This is a genomic window from Citrobacter sp. ABFQG (assembly GCF_004322975.1).
GTDB classification, from domain to species: Bacteria; Pseudomonadota; Gammaproteobacteria; order Enterobacterales; family Enterobacteriaceae; genus Citrobacter; species Citrobacter freundii.
On record NZ_CP036435.1, the window covers coordinates 1,762,307 to 1,779,126 of the forward strand.

10 protein-coding genes are annotated in these 16,820 nt (G+C 52.3%); 2 read left to right on the top strand and 8 right to left on the bottom strand.

All coding sequences use genetic code 11. The annotated features are described in order from the left end of the window. Nucleotides 1–13 precede the first annotated feature (13 nt). The 6 genes from hyaB to puuD form a co-directional block, all read right to left on the bottom strand. Nucleotides 14–1,807, bottom strand: a complete 1,794-nt coding sequence (gene hyaB, locus WN16_RS08535; RefSeq protein ID WP_044699255.1) for a Ni/Fe-hydrogenase large subunit — start codon at nucleotides 1,805–1,807, stop codon at nucleotides 14–16. Further along, nucleotides 1,804–2,931 carry a hydrogenase 1 small subunit gene (hyaA, locus tag WN16_RS08540; RefSeq protein WP_071681424.1) on the bottom strand — a complete coding sequence of 376 codons (1,128 nt, stop codon included), beginning with the start codon at nucleotides 2,929–2,931 and terminating at the stop codon, nucleotides 1,804–1,806. Before hyaA ends, hyaB begins: the two co-directional genes overlap by 4 nt. A gap of 208 nt (nucleotides 2,932–3,139) precedes the next feature. Further along, nucleotides 3,140–4,420: an FAD-binding oxidoreductase gene (locus WN16_RS08545; protein WP_044699263.1), complete on the bottom strand. Its 1,281-nt coding sequence runs from the start codon at nucleotides 4,418–4,420 to the stop codon at nucleotides 3,140–3,142. A 2-nt stretch (nucleotides 4,421–4,422) separates the two neighbouring features. Further along, nucleotides 4,423–5,910 carry an aldehyde dehydrogenase PuuC gene (puuC, locus tag WN16_RS08550; RefSeq protein WP_044699265.1) on the bottom strand — a complete coding sequence of 496 codons (1,488 nt, stop codon included), beginning with the start codon at nucleotides 5,908–5,910 and terminating at the stop codon, nucleotides 4,423–4,425. A gap of 138 nt (nucleotides 5,911–6,048) precedes the next feature. Further along, a complete protein-coding gene (gene puuR, locus WN16_RS08555; protein ID WP_003830877.1) occupies nucleotides 6,049–6,606 on the bottom strand; it encodes an HTH-type transcriptional regulator PuuR in 558 nt (185 codons plus the stop codon). A gap of 25 nt (nucleotides 6,607–6,631) precedes the next feature. Further along, nucleotides 6,632–7,396: a gamma-glutamyl-gamma-aminobutyrate hydrolase gene (gene puuD, locus WN16_RS08560; protein ID WP_032937033.1), complete on the bottom strand. Its 765-nt coding sequence runs from the start codon at nucleotides 7,394–7,396 to the stop codon at nucleotides 6,632–6,634. A gap of 212 nt (nucleotides 7,397–7,608) precedes the next feature. On the opposite strand from puuD, the gene WN16_RS08565 reads away from it, so the two are divergent. Then, nucleotides 7,609–9,027 carry a glutamine synthetase family protein gene (locus tag WN16_RS08565; protein ID WP_032937032.1) on the top strand — a complete coding sequence of 473 codons (1,419 nt, stop codon included), beginning with the start codon at nucleotides 7,609–7,611 and terminating at the stop codon, nucleotides 9,025–9,027. 343 nt (nucleotides 9,028–9,370) lie between these two features. Then, a complete protein-coding gene (locus WN16_RS08570) occupies nucleotides 9,371–10,759 on the top strand; it encodes an APC family permease (protein WP_003838705.1) in 1,389 nt (462 codons plus the stop codon). A gap of 159 nt (nucleotides 10,760–10,918) precedes the next feature. Here the strand turns inward: WN16_RS08570 and WN16_RS08575 are convergent, their stop codons facing one another. Together WN16_RS08575 and WN16_RS08580 are read right to left on the bottom strand one after the other, a co-directional pair. Continuing rightward, a complete protein-coding gene (locus WN16_RS08575) occupies nucleotides 10,919–15,247 on the bottom strand; it encodes an AAA family ATPase (RefSeq protein ID WP_044699269.1) in 4,329 nt (1,442 codons plus the stop codon). A gap of 6 nt (nucleotides 15,248–15,253) precedes the next feature. Next, complete coding sequence (locus tag WN16_RS08580) at nucleotides 15,254–16,810, bottom strand: hypothetical protein (protein ID WP_032937030.1); 1,557 nt, start codon at nucleotides 16,808–16,810, stop codon at nucleotides 15,254–15,256. Between the last annotated feature and the right edge of the window lie 10 nt (nucleotides 16,811–16,820).

Sequence of the window (16,820 nt, forward strand, 5' to 3'; positions counted from 1 at the left end):
CGTTCCTTAACGCTTAGCGAACCTGGACGGCGATAAGTTCGCTGCCGTCGTCGCCGAGTACGTGGGTTGAACATGCCAGGCAGGGGTCGAAGCTGTGCAAGGTGCGCAGGATCTCCAGTGGTTGATCCGGTATCGCCATTTGGGTGCCCATCAGCGCCGCCTCGTAAGCGCCAATTTGTCCCTTCGGATCGCGCGGGCTGGCATTCCAGGTGGTCGGCACCACACACTGATAGAGATCGATTTTCCCGTCGCGAATCGATGCCCAGTGACCTAACGCGCCGCGCGGTGCTTCGGTAAAGCCGATCCCGCGACACTGCTGCGGCCAGCTTTCAGGCTCCCATTTTTCGGTGTTTGCGGTCGCCAGATTGCCGTTTTTCAGGTTGGTCATTAGCTTGTCGAAGAAATATTGCAGTTTGCTCACGGCCCACTGGGCTTCGTGCGCGCGGCACAGAATACGCCCCAGCGTCGACTGCATACCCGAAAGCGGCAGCTTGAGGGCAGACATCATGCGATCGACGGATTCAATCGTGGCGGCATCCCCTTTGTGATAGGCAATCAGCGTGCGCGCCAGTGGTCCAACTTCCATGGCGTGTCCGCGCCAGCGCGGGGCTTTAATCCACGAATAGCGTTCCTGTTCGTTGAGCTGTTTGATATCAATATCGCTGCCTTTGACATCGCCCGGGTTATACCAGGGTTCAGTAATCCCTTCGAACGGGTGACGACCTAATTGATCGTCCGGATAACGGTACCAGGCATGATCGACAAACTCCTGAATTTGTTGCTGATCGGCCAGATCCACTGGCAGCACGTTTTTAAAATTACCGTTAATCACCGCGCCGCCTGGCATCAACAGGCTCTTCGCGCTGAAGTCATTGGCGATATCCGGGAATGCGCCGTAGCTCAAGACGCACTTATCAGAAAGCCCGGTGCCAATCTGGCTCCAGGACTTATTGAACTGACCGATAGCCAGCGCGTCAGGCACCATGACGTTGTTGATGAAATCAGCGGTGCGGGTGATGATCGACTGCACCAGGTTCAGGCGTTCCATATCGACTGCGCCAACCGCGCCGCGCTGATCGATATTAATCGCGCACGGCATACCGCCGACAATCCAGTTAGGATGCGGGTTCTTACCGCCAAACACCGTATGGATTTTGATGATCTCGCGCTGAAAATCGAGTGCTTCCAGATAATGGGCAAAGCCCATCAGGTTAGCCTCAGGCGACAGTTTGTACTGCGGATGACCCCAATAACCGTTGCGGAAAATCCCCAGTTGACCGCCGTCGACAAATTTCTTCAGGCGATTTTGGACGTCAAAAAAGTAGCCAGGGGAGGACTTCGGCCAGGCAGAAAGGCTTTGCGCCAGCTGTGATGTGGCGCGCGGGTCTGCTTTCAGGGCATTCAGCACGTCAATCCAATCCATTCCGGCTAACTGGTAAAAGTGCACCAGATGGTCGTGGCACCACAGCGTCGCCAGCATAATATTGCGAATGATGTTGGCGTTGTCGGGCACCTTGATGCCAATGGCATCTTCAATGGCATACACCGATGCCAGGGCATGTACGCCGGTGCATACTCCGCAAATACGTTCGACAAATGCCCAGGCATCGCGCGGGTCGCGCCCCTGCAGAATGATCTCCAGTCCGCGGAACATAGTGCCGCAGGAAACCGCGTTGGTGATGATGTTCTGTTCATCAATGTTCACTTCACAACGCATATGGCCTTCAATGCGGGTTATGGGGTCCACAACCAGGCGGCGACCCGCATTGTTTAACGTATATCCCTGGGTTTGATACGAGTTGCTCATGCCTGGTTATCCTCTTTGTCCGGCTGCGGTTGTTCGGCTTCTGTTAACTGCTGTTTGTGGCGGTTATGTTGATTGACGGCGCTGGCGACTGCGTGGACGCCGACGCCAGCCGCCACTACGCCGAGCGCGGTGAGGCCCACGGTGTCAGCGGTAGAATGCGTTCCCATCTGTGGAATATCGACCACGCGGCTGTAGAACGAACCGCGATCCCAGAAGCCGTTCTCCGAACATCCCAGACAACCGTGGCCGGACTGGATGGGGAAGGAAACGCCACCATTCCAGCGGGTGGTGGAACAGGCGTTATAGGTGGTTGGCCCCTTGCAGCCCATTTTGTACAGGCAATAGCCTTTGCGGGCAGCGTCATCGTCCCAACTTTCAACGAACTCCCCGGCGTCAAAGTGGGCGCGGCGGTAGCATTTGTCATGAATACGCTGACCATAAAACATCAGCGGACGCCCCAGACGATCGAGTTCCGGCAGCCTTCCAAAGGTCACCATGTAGGTAATGATGGCGCTCATGACGTCTGGAATCGGCGGGCAACCGGGCACTTTCACGATCGGCTTATCGGTAATCACTTTATCGATCGGTGTTGCCTGAGTTGGGTTAGGCCGGGCAGCCTGCACGCAGCCCCAGGATGCGCAGGTGCCCCAGGCGATAATCGCGCTGGCACCGGCGGCGGCTCTTTTAAGCTTTTCAATAAACGGTCGCCCGCCGCTAATGCAGAACATCCCTTGTTCTCCCAGCGGAGGATTACCTTCGACGGCCAGAATGTATCGGCCGTGGTAGCGGCTTAGAATGTCTTCAAAGACCTCTTCGGCCTGTGTTCCGGCGGCGGCCATCAGAGTGTCGTCGTAATCAAGGGAAATCAGAGAGAGGATGACGTCTTTGGCGAGTGGGTGAGAGGAGCGGATAAATGATTCGGTACAGCAGGTGCATTCCAGACCGTGGATCCAGACGACCGGGATCCGGGGTTTGTTTTCCAGCGCCCAGGCGATTCTGGGCGTCATTCCAGCCCCCAACCCTAGCGATGTTGCCGCGAGGCTACAATATTTAAGAAAACTGCGTCTGCTCACGCCCTTGCGGCGCATCGCCTGATAAAAGGTCTCCTCGTTATTCGTATTCATAACACGCGTTTCTTCCCCCGTTGAGTTCTGGCGCACGCCGCCAGCGATAATCTAAAAAAGCCTATCCGATTAGCGGGGAGAAACAATGCAAAGTGTGTGGTTATGTCCTATTGCGATATTTTCGTGCCTGTTATCTGTTTTTCGCTTTTCGGCAATAAAAAACGCACAGGGGGGACCGCCCTGTGCGTCGGGTTTATCGCGGAAGAACTTAAACCCCAAGGCGATCGCGTAAGCTGTAATAGGCCGCGCCCATGGCGGTAAACGGAATGCGCAGGCTGCGGCCTCCCGGGAACGGGTAATGCGGCAGTTTGGCGAACGCGTCAAAACGCTCGGCATCCCCGCGCAGCAGTTCCGAAATCAGCCGTCCTGCCAGGTGGGTACAAGTCACGCCGTGGCCGCTGTAGCCCTGCATATAGTAAATGTTGGTATCAAGACGGCCGAACTGCGGCATGCGCGACAGCGTTAACAGGAAATTACCGGTCCAGCGGTAATCAATTTTTACCCCCTGCAATTGCGGGAAGGTCTTCAGCAGTTTCGGCATCACCAGACGCTCAATATCGTCCGGATCGCGAGCGCCGTAGACTACACCGCCGCCGTACAGCAGGCGGTTATCGCCGGTCAGACGGTAGTAATCCAGCAGGTAGTTACAATCTTCCACACAGTAGTTTTTCGGGATCAGCGATCGCGCCATCTCCGCCGACAGCGGTTCGGTGGTTAACACCTGCGTGCCGCACGGCATGCTGCTTTTTGCCAGCGCAGGTTCCAGTTTGTCGCCGAGGTAGGCGTTGCCCGCGACAATCACAAAACGTGCCGTAACCTGACCTTTTTCGGTGCTGACCACTGCCGGGCTGGTGTGCTGAATACGCGTCACAGGCGATTGTTCGAAGACGCGTCCGCCGTTCAGACGAATGGCGTTAGCCTCGCCAATCGCCAGGTTTAGCGGATGAATATGACCACCGCTGTGGTCGAGTAGCGCGCCGACATAACGATCGCTGCTGACCTCGCGGCGAATTTCGCTGCTATCCAACAGTTCAAGCTGCGTATTGCCGTAGCGTCCCCAGTTCGATTTCTGCTCCTCCAGCGTTTCCATCTGTTTGTGGTTCAGGGCCACAAACAGCCCGCCAGGACGATAGTCGCAGTCGATCTGATAACGTTTGATACGTTCGCGAATGATATTGCCGCCTTCAAACATCATACTGCCAAGCATTTTAGCGGCGTCCGGGCCGTAGGTGCGTTCAATGACGTCGATATCGCGACTGTAGGAGTTCACCAACTGGCCACCGTTACGCCCGCTGGCTCCGAAGCCAATTCGTGCGGATTCCAGTAGCACCACGTCGTAACCCATCTCTGATAAATGCAGGGCGGAGGAGAGTCCGGTATAACCACCGCCCACGACGCAAACATCACAGCTTACCGATTCGCTAAGGATCGGGAACGGTTCGTATTGATTGGCGCTTGCGGCGTAATAACTGCTGGTATGTTCAGTCATGATTAAGACTCCAGGGAGATCCAGATGGTTTTTAATTCGCTAAATTTTTCCAGCGCATGCAGGGATTTATCGCGTCCGTTACCGCTTTGTTTATAGCCGCCGAATGGCACGGTCATATCTCCGTCGTTGTAGTTATTCACGAAGACCGAACCGGCCTTCAGGCGGCGACTCATGCGGTGCGCGCGCGACAAATCTCGGGTCCAGACCGCGGCGCCCAGACCGTAGTCGCTGTCGTTGGCCAGCGCCAGAGCTTCGGCTTCACTGCTAAAACGAGTGATGACCAGTACCGGACCGAAGATCTCATCGCGGCTGACGTGGGCTTGCGGCACAGTGTCGACAAAAATAGTCGGGCCGATGGCCGCCGGGTGTACGTGGCTGCGGCCATCCAGCGCCAGCGTGCCTTGCGCTTCACCGTCGCGAATAAAACTGTGAACGGTGTCGGCATGCGTGTTGTCGATAAGCGTGCCCATCGTGGTTTCCGGATCCAGCGGGTTGCCCGGCTGCCAGTTTGTCGCCTGCTCTTTTAAAAGCGCGATAAACTCGTCGGCAATACTTTCTTCCAGCAGCAGACGTGTACCGGCGATACAAACCTGGCCCTGGTTATAGAAAATACCTGCCGCTGCATTAGCGGCGGCTTTCGGCAGATCCGGGCAGTCGGCAAATACGATGTTGGCACTTTTACCGCCGGCCTCCAGCCAGACGCGTTTCATGTTGCTGTCGCCAGCATCTTTGAGCAGTTGCTTGCCGGTGCGGGTCGAGCCGGTAAAGGTGATCACATCAACATCCGGATGCAGCGACAGTGCCTGGCCCGCTTCGTGACCGTACCCGCTCACAACGCTGAGCACGCCATCGGGCAAACCTGCTTTTTTAGCCAGTGCGGCCAGGCGAATCGCGGTCAGCGGTGATTTTTCGGAAGGCTTGAGGATCACGCTGTTACCCGCAGCCAGAGCCGGGCCGAGTTTCCAGCAGGCCAGCAGCAGGGGAAAATTCCACGGCACGATGGCCGCAATCACGCCCACCGGTTCGCGGACAATCAGCGCTAAATCGTTCACCGAGGTAGTGGCAACTTCACCATAGACTTTATCTATCGCCTCGGCGTACCAACGGATGGCGCGTGCCGCGCCGGGAATATCATCACGCAGGCTATGGCGAATCGGTTTACCGGTGTCGAGCGTTTCCAGTAGCGCCAGTTCCTCGTGATGCTGCTCCATTAAATCGGCGAGTTTGTGCAGCACCGCTTTGCGCTCTGCGGGTGATGCCTGCGACCAGTCCCCGCGTTCAAACACGGTGCGGGCTGCGGTGACCGCGCGGTCAACATCCGCTTTTTTGCCGCGGGCGACTTTGGCGAGCGGGCGTTGTCCTGCCGGATCCTGGGTAATAAAGGTTTCGTTATCGGCGGCGGCACAATATTCGCCGTTAATAAATAAACGGGTTTCCGGTGAATAATGGCTGGCTTTCTCACGCCAATATTTAAGATTCTGAAAGTTCATAGCTACTCCTTTTATATCAATAAGATAAAGTTCGTTGCTGATCTTTTTCAGGCAAAATCAGGCTGCACGATACCCCAGGGATGTACCCTGTTAATGCGCGTTATTTAAGAAGGCCTGAGAAACTCAGGCCGTTACTGATTAGAACGTGGTGGGAGTGTGGGCACTGATGATGCGGCAGATCCCCGCCGAGGTGTTGCTGAAGCTGTGTGGTATGCCGGTGTTAATGGCATAGCTTTGCCCTGCAACAAGAGGATACGTTTGACCGTTGATGGTCAGTATCACTTCACCTTCCAGTATTGTGCCAATCTCTTCACCCTGATGTTTAATTCTCTCCCCGGTTGTCGTGCCTGGCTGATAGGTTTCAAACATCATTGCCAGCGTACGATTCGGATTTCCGTTGTGTACCAGCTTCATGGATACTCCCTGACTCCCGATCTCAATCAAATCATCCTGATTGATAACCACCTGCGGTTCGTCAGGCTTTTCCGGTTCCGCGAAGAACTCGGAGAGCGACAGCCCATATACTTTCAATAGCTTTTGCAGCGTACTGATGGCAGGACTGACTTTATCCTGCTCTATGGTGCTGATGGCGCTATGCGTTAACCCAGACAGTTCGGCGGCACGACGCTGCGAAAGACCCAATTGCTGGCGGATCTCTGACAAACGTTTACCCGGCGCCAGGCCGTCATCGCTCATAATTGCATTTCCTTAACTGTAGTGGTCAGAGTCGCTGTTTTTCAGCGAGGTGGTTCTGACAAGCGGTGATAAAACCTTCAAGTAACAAACGCGACAGGGCGTATTCGCTACTGTTCCATTCCGGGTGCCACTGCACGCCGAGCGCGAAAGGATGGTCATGGACGCTGGCCGCTTCCACTAATCCATCCTGCGAGCGTGCTTCCACGCGCAGCTGCGGGCCAAGGGTTTTTGCGCCCTGACCATGCAAGGAGTTAACCCAAAACGTGCTGCAACCTGGTATTAACTGAGATAGCAATCCTCCCTGTTGAACCTGGACTTCATGAGATGGCGCATATTGCTGCTCCACCGGGAGTTCCGCATCTTCACGATGTTCCAGGAACTGTGAGTGATCGCACAGGCGACGATACAGAGTCCCGCCAGTGGCGACAACTATTTCCTGTAAGCCCCGGCAGATGGCGAAAATGGGAATGCGCCTTTCGAGCCCGGCGGTAATTAGCGCCATGCTCAGAAGATCACGCCCGGGATCGGCGTCAGACTCATCGCCATTTTCACCATAGAGGTGCGGCTGCACATTGCTTGGGCTTCCTGGCAGGAAGATACCATCCAGTTTCGGTAACAGCGCGTTCAGCAATTCGGGTTCCGCGAGCGCATGGGGCAGCGCTATCGGTAATCCACCGGCATTTAATACCGCATTCAGGTACTTTTCTTGCAGAGTCTGGGTCTCATGACCCTTAAGCCTGTTCCTACACATCACTACACCAATAACTGGCTTGTCAAATATATTGCCCATGATCGACCTCACGTTTTGGAATAAATTATTGCCAAACGGTTCCTTGTTGTGCAATTCCGTTCATTATTTTCTCAATCTAGCAGCGGAATAACCTTCTAGCAAACTTAATTTAACATTTGACAAACAATTTGTTTGCATCCAGAGTCGAATGGTGGACATTATATTTAACAGTCAAATCACAGAGCAGCTTACCAGGCCAACGGCGGTGAATCATGGAAACCAATATCGTAGAAGTTGAGAATTTTGTTCAGCATTCTGAAGAGAGACGAAGTAGCGCGTTTGCGCGCGAAGTTAAGCAGTATCTGGAACGCTATCCTAATACGCAGTATGTGGATGTGCTGTTAACCGACCTTAATGGTTGTTTTCGCGGTAAGCGCCTCCCGGTTGCTGGATTGCATAAGTTAGAGAAAGGCTGCTATTTCCCGGCATCTGTTTTCGCGATGGATATTCTTGGCAATGTGGTCGAAGAGGCGGGATTAGGCCAGGAGCTTGGCGAACCGGATCGGACTTGTGTACCGGTGGCAGGCACGTTAACCCCTTCGGCCGCCGATCCTGAATTTATTGCACAGATGATGCTGACGATGCTGGATGAAGATGGCGCTCCCTTTGACGTTGAGCCGCGGAACGTACTGAACCGACTCTGGCAGAAACTTCGCCAGCGCGGTCTGTTCCCCGTCGTAGCGGTAGAGCTGGAGTTCTATTTACTCGATCGTAAGCGCGATCCCGAAGGTTATCTGCAGCCGCCGTGCGCGCCGGGTACGGACGATCGCAATACCCAAAGTCAGGTTTACTCGGTTGATAACCTGAACCATTTTGCTGATGTGTTAAACGATATCGATGAACTGGCCCGTTTACAGCTGATCCCGGCTGACGGCGCAGTGGCTGAAGCCTCCCCTGGGCAGTTTGAAATCAACCTCTACCATACCGATAACGTGCTCGACGCCTGCGATGACGCGCTGGCGTTGAAACGTCTGGTACGGCTGGTGGCGGAGAAACATAAGATGCATGCCACGTTTATGGCAAAGCCTTATGAGGAGCATGCCGGTAGCGGGATGCATATCCACATCAGCGTCATGAATAACAAAGGCGAGAACGTGCTGGCCGATGCGAATGGCGATGATTCCATGTTACTTAAGCGTGCGCTTGCCGGGATGATTGATCTGATGCCCGCATCAATGGCGCTGCTGGCGCCGAATGTGAACTCCTATCGCCGCTTCCAGCCGGGTATGTATGTGCCGACTCAGGCTTCCTGGGGGCATAACAACCGTACGGTGGCGCTGCGTATTCCCTGCGGCGATCGTGATAACCATCGGGTTGAATATCGCGTGGCAGGGGCGGATGCCAACCCGTATCTGGTGATGTCGACCATCCTGGCGGGGATCCTTCACGGTCTGGATAACGATCTGCCGCTGCAGGAAGAGGTGGAAGGCAACGGACTGGAGCAGGAAGGGCTACCGTTTCCTATCCGCCAGAGCGATGCGCTGTGGGAGTTTATGCAAAACGACAGTCTGCGTGAATTATTGGGTGAGCGTTTTAGCCACGTGTATCACGCCTGTAAAAACGATGAATTAATCCAGTTTGAACGTCTTATCACCGACACTGAAATTGAGTGGATGTTGAAAAACGCCTGACAGTCGTACAGGTCATTTAAAAAGAAGTCGCATCATGCGGGCTGAGCGGAGCCAGCCCGTCAAAATTGTAGGAATACCTGCCATTTCCCGGATGTCGCGTAATGGAGCGCGGGCGACAACGGGTCTTCAGATAACCGACAGAGTTTGTGACGAGGAAATGTGATGATGCCAATGTTTAAAAACCAGCCCCGCGTGAGCATCCATGGCTCCCGCAGTAAGTACGGACCGCATCTGTGCCGTGCAACATTGACGCCTTTCTTATGGCTTTCTACCCCGATACGACCCAGGTCTGCTGTTCCCACATTTCGAACGCAGATCTGGGCTCGTCGCGGGGAGGAAAGCTATGTCGACTAATTCTTCTGTGGATCTTGCAGCCCAGCCGGGCAAAGCACAGCTGCGTAAATCTCTCAAGCTGTGGCAGGTAGTGGTGATGGGGCTGGCCTATCTCACGCCGATGACAGTGTTTGACACCTTTGGCATTGTTTCGGGTATCAGCAATGGCCATGTTCCAGCCTCCTACCTGCTGGCCCTGGCGGGCGTACTGTTTACCGCCATCAGTTACGGAAAGCTGGTGCGCCAGTTTCCGCAGGCCGGTTCGGCCTATACCTATGCGCAAAAAGCGATTAATCCGCATGTGGGGTTTATGGTCGGCTGGTCGTCACTGCTTGACTACCTTTTCCTGCCGATGATTAACGTACTATTGGCGAAAATTTACCTTTCCGCGTTATTCCCGGGGGTTGCGCCATGGATTTGGGTGGTGCTGTTCGTGGCGATCCTTACCGCGGCCAATTTGAAAAGCGTTAACCTGGTGGCGAACTTCAATGCCCTGTTTGTCCTGGTGCAGGTGGCGATCATCGTGGTGTTTATTTTCCTCGTGGTGCAGGGGCTGCACAAAGGCGAAGGGGTCGGGACCGTCTGGTCGTTGCAACCGTTTATTAGTCAGAATGCGCATTTGATTCCGATTATCACCGGGGCGACCATTGTCTGCTTCTCGTTTCTCGGGTTTGACGCGGTAACGACTCTCTCTGAAGAGACGCCAGATGCTGCGCGCACCATTCCAAAAGCCATTTTTCTTACCGCGCTGTACGGTGGACTGATCTTCATTGCCGCCTCGTTCTTTATGCAACTGTTCTTTCCGGACATTAGCCGATTCAAAGACCCGGATGCGGCGCTGCCGGAGATTGCGCTGTACGTCGGCGGCAAGTTGTTCCAGTCTATTTTTCTGTGTACCACCTTTGTGAATACGCTGGCGTCAGGTCTGGCATCGCATGCCAGCGTTTCGCGCCTGCTGTACGTGATGGGCCGCGATAACGTCTTCCCGGAGAAGTACTTTGGTTATGTCCATCCCAAATGGCGTACTCCCGCGTTGAACGTCATCATGGTCGGGATTGTGGCGCTGTCGGCCCTGTTTTTTGATCTGGTGACCGCCACGGCGCTGATTAACTTTGGCGCGCTGGTGGCCTTTACCTTCGTTAATCTGTCCGTGTTTAACCACTTCTGGCGTCGTGAAGGACGTAAGCATACCTGGCAGGAAAAGTTGCACTATCTGGTATTGCCAATGGTCGGTGCCGCCACGGTAGCCGTACTGTGGGTGAATCTGGAAGTGACATCGCTGACGCTGGGACTGGTATGGGCCGGCGTTGGGCTGGTGTATCTCGCGTACCTGACCGGACGCTTTCGTAAACCGCCGCCGCAGTTTGACGCCGCTAAATCTGAGCGCGCATGGGAGTGATGGAAACGGAATCGGCAGAGATCTGGTAATGACGATTAATATTTAGCAGTGGCCAGATTTACACCATCGGATGTGAAAGTCGGCCGTAGCTTTCGGCTAATCAAATGAAAACGGTATGCCACGGTGGAAAGTCGTGGCATACCTGCTTAGCGGTGTTGTTTACTGAACCGCAAGTCGATTTTTTTCCCTGATGCGATTGATCAATTCCATTTGCTCGTGGGTTGCCCTTACCAACAAACCGTCCAGAACGGCATCGTTATATTGTTCACTTGAATAGGTTAATTCAAATAACCCCATCTTAATGATAATATCGCGAACCGCTTCATTTGGATCGTTAGCAAGTCTCAGTCGGATTTTCTGGCTGCTTCGTGGAGCAAGGAGCCCACTAAACAGGCACCGAGCCAAATCGCTTCGAATCGTGACATCAGGATCATTTGCCAGTTGCTCTTGCACCAGAAGAGAGAGCGGATTCATGCGATCTGATTCTTCAATCAACTTTCTTTTAACGCTGTTATCTATATCCTTTGCTAACAATATCTGGACCTCTGGCGTTAACCTTTTATTTTTCGCCAATGCGAGCCTTATTCTGAGATCGTTATCTTTTATCAACCGATGCTGCACTTCTTCACTCAGTGGCGAATTGAAGAGTCCTTCCGAACCTCTAGCCAGTGCTTCCCTAACACAGATGGCATCATCTTCTACCAGTATGAGTTGTGCCGACGGATGCAGTTTAGGATAAGAGGCCATTTTCTGGCGAATTGACAGATCGCTATCTCTGGCAAGAAGGGTTTGTGTTAGAGGATTCAGTGTAAAGAGATAGTTTTCCTCCTCTGGTATCAGGTGGGCACGTACTCTTTGGTCTCTATCGTTTGCCAATTTCACCTGAACTGCTTTTCCTGGGCTTTGTGAGGCCGCAACTGCGCAGCGTACTTTGACCGATTTATCGTTCGCCAGTTGCCATTCGATCTCGCGATCTGTCCACCAATCACGTAACAGGGCGATGCGAACCTTGTCTTCATCATCAAGGAGCAGCTCGTGGAGAATCTTAGTATTCGTATTTTGGTTGGCCGCCAGTTTCTGACGCACATTGGCCTCTTTGTGCGTAACCAACTCTTCTTGCCCATCCCTACTCAACGCCGGGTTACTGGCTAACGCTTCGAGTATCTCTACGCTGCAGTTCTCCAGATTCAGGATTTTATTCTGTAGGGCTTCCGATAGCGCGGAATTACCAGCCAGCGCTAGCGCGATTTTTGTCACACTCTTCGTTGATGGTAAACCTGAGTTTGCCCTCATGCTGGCTAAAATCGACTGTACGCTTTCCATCGCCGTGGCCAGATTGTTTACCGCCAATTCTGTTTTATAGATGCGTTCCATTAACGGTTCGCCGATTTGTGGGTTGCCCGCTAGATTCTCGCGTATCGCAGCTGAGCCCGAGTCGTAAAGCTGCGTATAGTACTCTTCATTGAGATGCTGATTTAGTGCAAGCGCCAGTTGTACTTCCTCTTCATCCTTTATTAATTTACCAATGATTGGAGCGGTAAGGGCATTGTTCCTGGCCAGTTGAACACGGATTTCGCTATCATGCATTTCAGCGAGCTGCGCCATGATTGGACCCGTCAGGTTGCGATTACCTGCTAACGCGTAATGCACTTCCTGGTTACCGTTATCCAGTAATTGCTGTTGAGTTAATGCACTTATAGTGGCGTTACTTGCCAGCTCTTTTTGAACATCGTAGATATCATTGGCTAGTCGCTGCTGTACTTCACTCGGTAGATTTTCAGTGTAAGCCAACGATTTTCGAACCTGATGGTTTTGATCCATCGCGAGATGATGTATAGCTTTCTCTGGCAGCGAATTGCGCCAGTGTACCAGGCGTGCACGAACATCATCATCGCTATCATCCATTAAGGTACAGATCGTGTCGTCCGCAATGTTAGCATTGCCAGCTAATGTCTCACGTACTTCTGTGCAGCTGTCTTTGGTCAGTTGTTCCTGAACCTCAGGGTGAAGAGCGTAATTGCTGGCAAGGGCAATACGAATTTTTTCTGACGGATGCTGGCTCAAATTGTTTTGCAACAGGGCGCTATCAAAGTGTTTGCTACCGGCGAGTTCTCTAAGAACTTCATCTGTGTCCTTGAGCAAAGAGTTTAATGCGGGATTGGACAGATTAGGGTGTTCGGCAAGCTTGCGACGAACCGAGACACGCGTATCCTGAGTCAGCCGTATCTGTGCGGTTGCAGTCAGGTTGGGGTTAGACGCTAATGACTCCCTAACTTCCGTACATTCATCTTTTGCTAACTCTAGTTGTACAGCTTCCGCGAGTAATCCTTCACGGCGGCGTTTAGCCAGTGTTTCACGCACGTCCTGATCGCTGTCCAGCGTCAGGATCTGTTGTACCTTTTCGCTAAGCCCATCAAGATCTGCTAGATCTTCACGCACGGTAAAATCGTGGTCCCTTGCCAGTATTTCCTGCGCCTCAGGGTGAAGATTGCTATTGCGCGCCAAACGTCGGCGAATAGAGACCCTGGAATCCTTCGCAAGTTGTAATTGCATTAATTTACTGAGATTTTTATTGGTAATCAGCATCTCGCAAACGTCTAATTCTGGATCACGCATTAAATGTTGAAGCAATGTACTATCTGTGCTGTTGCTGGCGAGCTGGAGTCGATGTTGAATAGTGAGCTGAAGCCGTTCGAATTGTGTTGCCATCAGATCATGCGGTGCATTTGCATGTATACAGGCCAGATGTAAAAGATCGATGTCAAACTCAGGCTGGTCATTAACAATGTTAATACGTTGGGTGAGTACCTGCTCAGGACAGTTCGGGTTACGATATACTGCTTTGCGTACGTTCAGGTCTGCATCTGCCGCCAGTTTTTCCAGTAAATCATCCGGACAATCTTCGCTATTAGCGACCTCTGCGCGGCGCAACGAGTTTGCACTATCCGCCATCTGAATCATCTGCGCTACGCTAAGACCATCGCTGGTGGAAGCTGGTTTGAGCTTGAGTTTCTCAAACAACTCTTCGTATTGGGCAACCTGTTCACGCAGGGTCTCACGTAACGGAACTGTAAGCTGGATAGCAGCTTCCAGATCTTTCAGCTCCAACTGGCGGTTTTCAAGGAATGCTATTTCTCGAGCTTCGTTGATAGCATTCTGAATATCTGCACCTGCATAATCACGGCACTGTGTTACCAGCTTATTGCGTTCATTCTGGGTCAGTTCAAGCGACTCACCTTTCAGATGGATGTCCAGAATAGCTGCTCGCTCTACGCCGTTGGGGAATCCGACGTAAAACACCTCATCGAACCGTCCTTTACGCAGCAACTCTGGAGGGAGCACGGTAATATTGTTAGCAGTGGCAATGACAAATACCGCACCGGTTTTTTCTTGCATCCAGGTCAAAAAATAGCCGAAAAGTCGTGAGGAAACCTCCGAACCACTGCCACTGTTCATGCCGACAAAGGCTTTTTCCAGTTCGTCGATCCACAAAATACAGGGGCTAATTGATTCTGCCATTGTTAGCGCCCGACGCATATTATGTTCACTTTCTCCGACGTACTTACCTAATAATGAGCCGATATCAAGACGTAGGAGTGGCAACTGGAATAAACCGGACGCTGCTTTGGCTGCAAGAGACTTCCCACAACCGGGCATACCGGCGATAAGTACACCTTTAGGCGCCTGTACGCGTGAATCGCGAGCTTCACTCAGGCGGCGGAAAATCTGGGCGCGGCGAGTGAGCCAGGTTTTAAGGTTCTCAAGACCGCCGATGTCAGTTGCATTTTCGATTACGTGCAGCATCTCAAGCACGCCACTTTTTGCGATAATCTGCTCTTTCCCATGCTGGATAAGAGCCAACGCCTCGTCATTAATTTGTTCATGCTGTTGACGAACTAGTGCTAATACTGATCGGATCTCTTCCTGGTTCAGTCCGCAACACGCAGTATGCAGACGCTGATGCATATTTTCCGGGACAAACAGATCAAGCATCTGGCAAAAACTGCTGAGCTGCTGGTTAATTTCCTCACCCTGGGGCAGTGACAGGGGGAGCAAGGTGATTTGCGACTCGATTTGTACTGGGATGTGCAAAGTTTCTGAAACAAGTACTACAGCCGTTTTGCTCCGGTGGTGGCGCTGAATGCGGTTGAGCAATTGCTTTAACCGTGCAACGGCGAGTGGCTGGTTTTCCAGTGCACTGCGGGCATCTTTAATGATGAGGAGTTTTCCGTCCAAATCGTCATCGAGCAGCGAAGGTAAACTTTCTGCTAGTTCGGTGGCCTGACTCTGCGTGTTCCGAGGCTGCTTGTTATGGAAATCAACCCAGCCATATCCAAGGTTCCACTCTTTGGGAGACAGTGTCAGTTCTGTACTTATTTCCTGCAATAGCGTATCGACTCGGCTTTCTTCGCCGGAGTGGATGTAAAGCCCTGGATATCCAGCGAGGATATGGGATTTTATCTTGGTCTTAAGTTCGAGCAGATTCATCAGTATTTACCAGAATGAGAAAAGGTTTGAGGCAAAGTTACTGATACCCCGGCTAAAGGACTTAATGACATGACTCGTATTTTCAGTAACACTGGCAATGACTTTGGCAGCTGTTTTGGCAACAACCTTGCCCGCGTTATAGACGATTTCACCAATTTGCCCACCCGCTATACCACCTGCGACACCGCCAACAAACCCTCCAACGGCTGTACCGACTGGACCAAATACGGTACCAATCGCTGCGCCCAACGTGGCCCCCTCCGTTGCACCAGCAATAGCCATTGTCGTGGTTATAGTGGTGTTACCGATGGCATCGAGCGCTTCCTCTCCAGTCAGTTCACCTTTGCCCAGTTTATAAAGTACCTTTGCATTCTGTATGCCCACGCAGACGATATTGGTAATTAGGCCCGCAGGTGTACTGCGTAAGGCTGCGCCAAGAAAGCCGTTCTTGACAGCGACTACGACCGCTCCGGAAACAGCAACCTGTATAGCTGTTTGCGTACCGGTACGCAGCGAGCTTTCGAAAAAATCGTTGAGGTCTTCACTAGTGGATGGATTTTCACGACCGTTCAGGCGATTCCAGGCACGCCTTGCAAGGATTCTGGTTCCCTGCATACCCACCGCAATACAGGCACCGAGCACAGCCTGTTTACCAATTTGCTTGGCAATATCAATACGATTAGTGTCATTCCAGTCGTACTGACGCGCTTCGGCATCTTGTTGAGCTTTTTTCTGTAATTCTTTTGCTTTCTCTTTAGAAAGTGGCTGAGAAGACACTCCGTCAGCTTCAATAACCTCTGTGCTGTTGACCACATCTGCGCCTTGCCCCTCGGGAACTAGCGCTTGTTGATCGTTATAGTCGCCCCGATTGAGCTGTGTATTTGTGGCGTTTGAGTCAGCACCATATTTCGACTGATATTTGCAGACCACATTGCCGTTGCCGTCAACAATCTCAATATCAACGGAGTTTAGCTCCTGTGAACCAACAACCCGTGCACGATACGGACTGCCTTTGGTGGTTGCATCGATATTAAATGTATCGACGTGATGCTGTTCCGCAACAAGACCATCTAGATTGGGGTTTTGGTTGATATTCCCGGCCAGCGTGGTGATTGTTTTGCGCGCATTTTCGTTAGCGTCTACCAAGGCGCTATCGATAAGGCTGGCGTATTGGCCTACGTGTACCGAACCGGAAACTGCTGCATTTTTTTCTATCTCGCCAGCCAACCAGGAGGCACGGCTACGACCTTTATCCATATGCTGCTGTAATGAGTCGCGAGACTGATTAAAGGCTTCCGTAGACCGTATTATCTGCCGACGAGTGTTTAGTAACTCTTCTTCGTTTTTCCAGATCTGTGGATATTTACGAAATTCATCATCCAACCATTGCCCCAATGGCTGATCGCCGCGAGCCTGGCAGGAGGTTACGAAAGAGCTAATAATGGATGCGGTCTGCTCGGGAGCATTAATCTCCTCTACAACTTGCAATTCTACCTGTGTGATGGAGGAAAATTCATCATCGTTAATATTCTGAGCGAGATTATTATTTTGTTGTGTCATCATTTTTACCGTT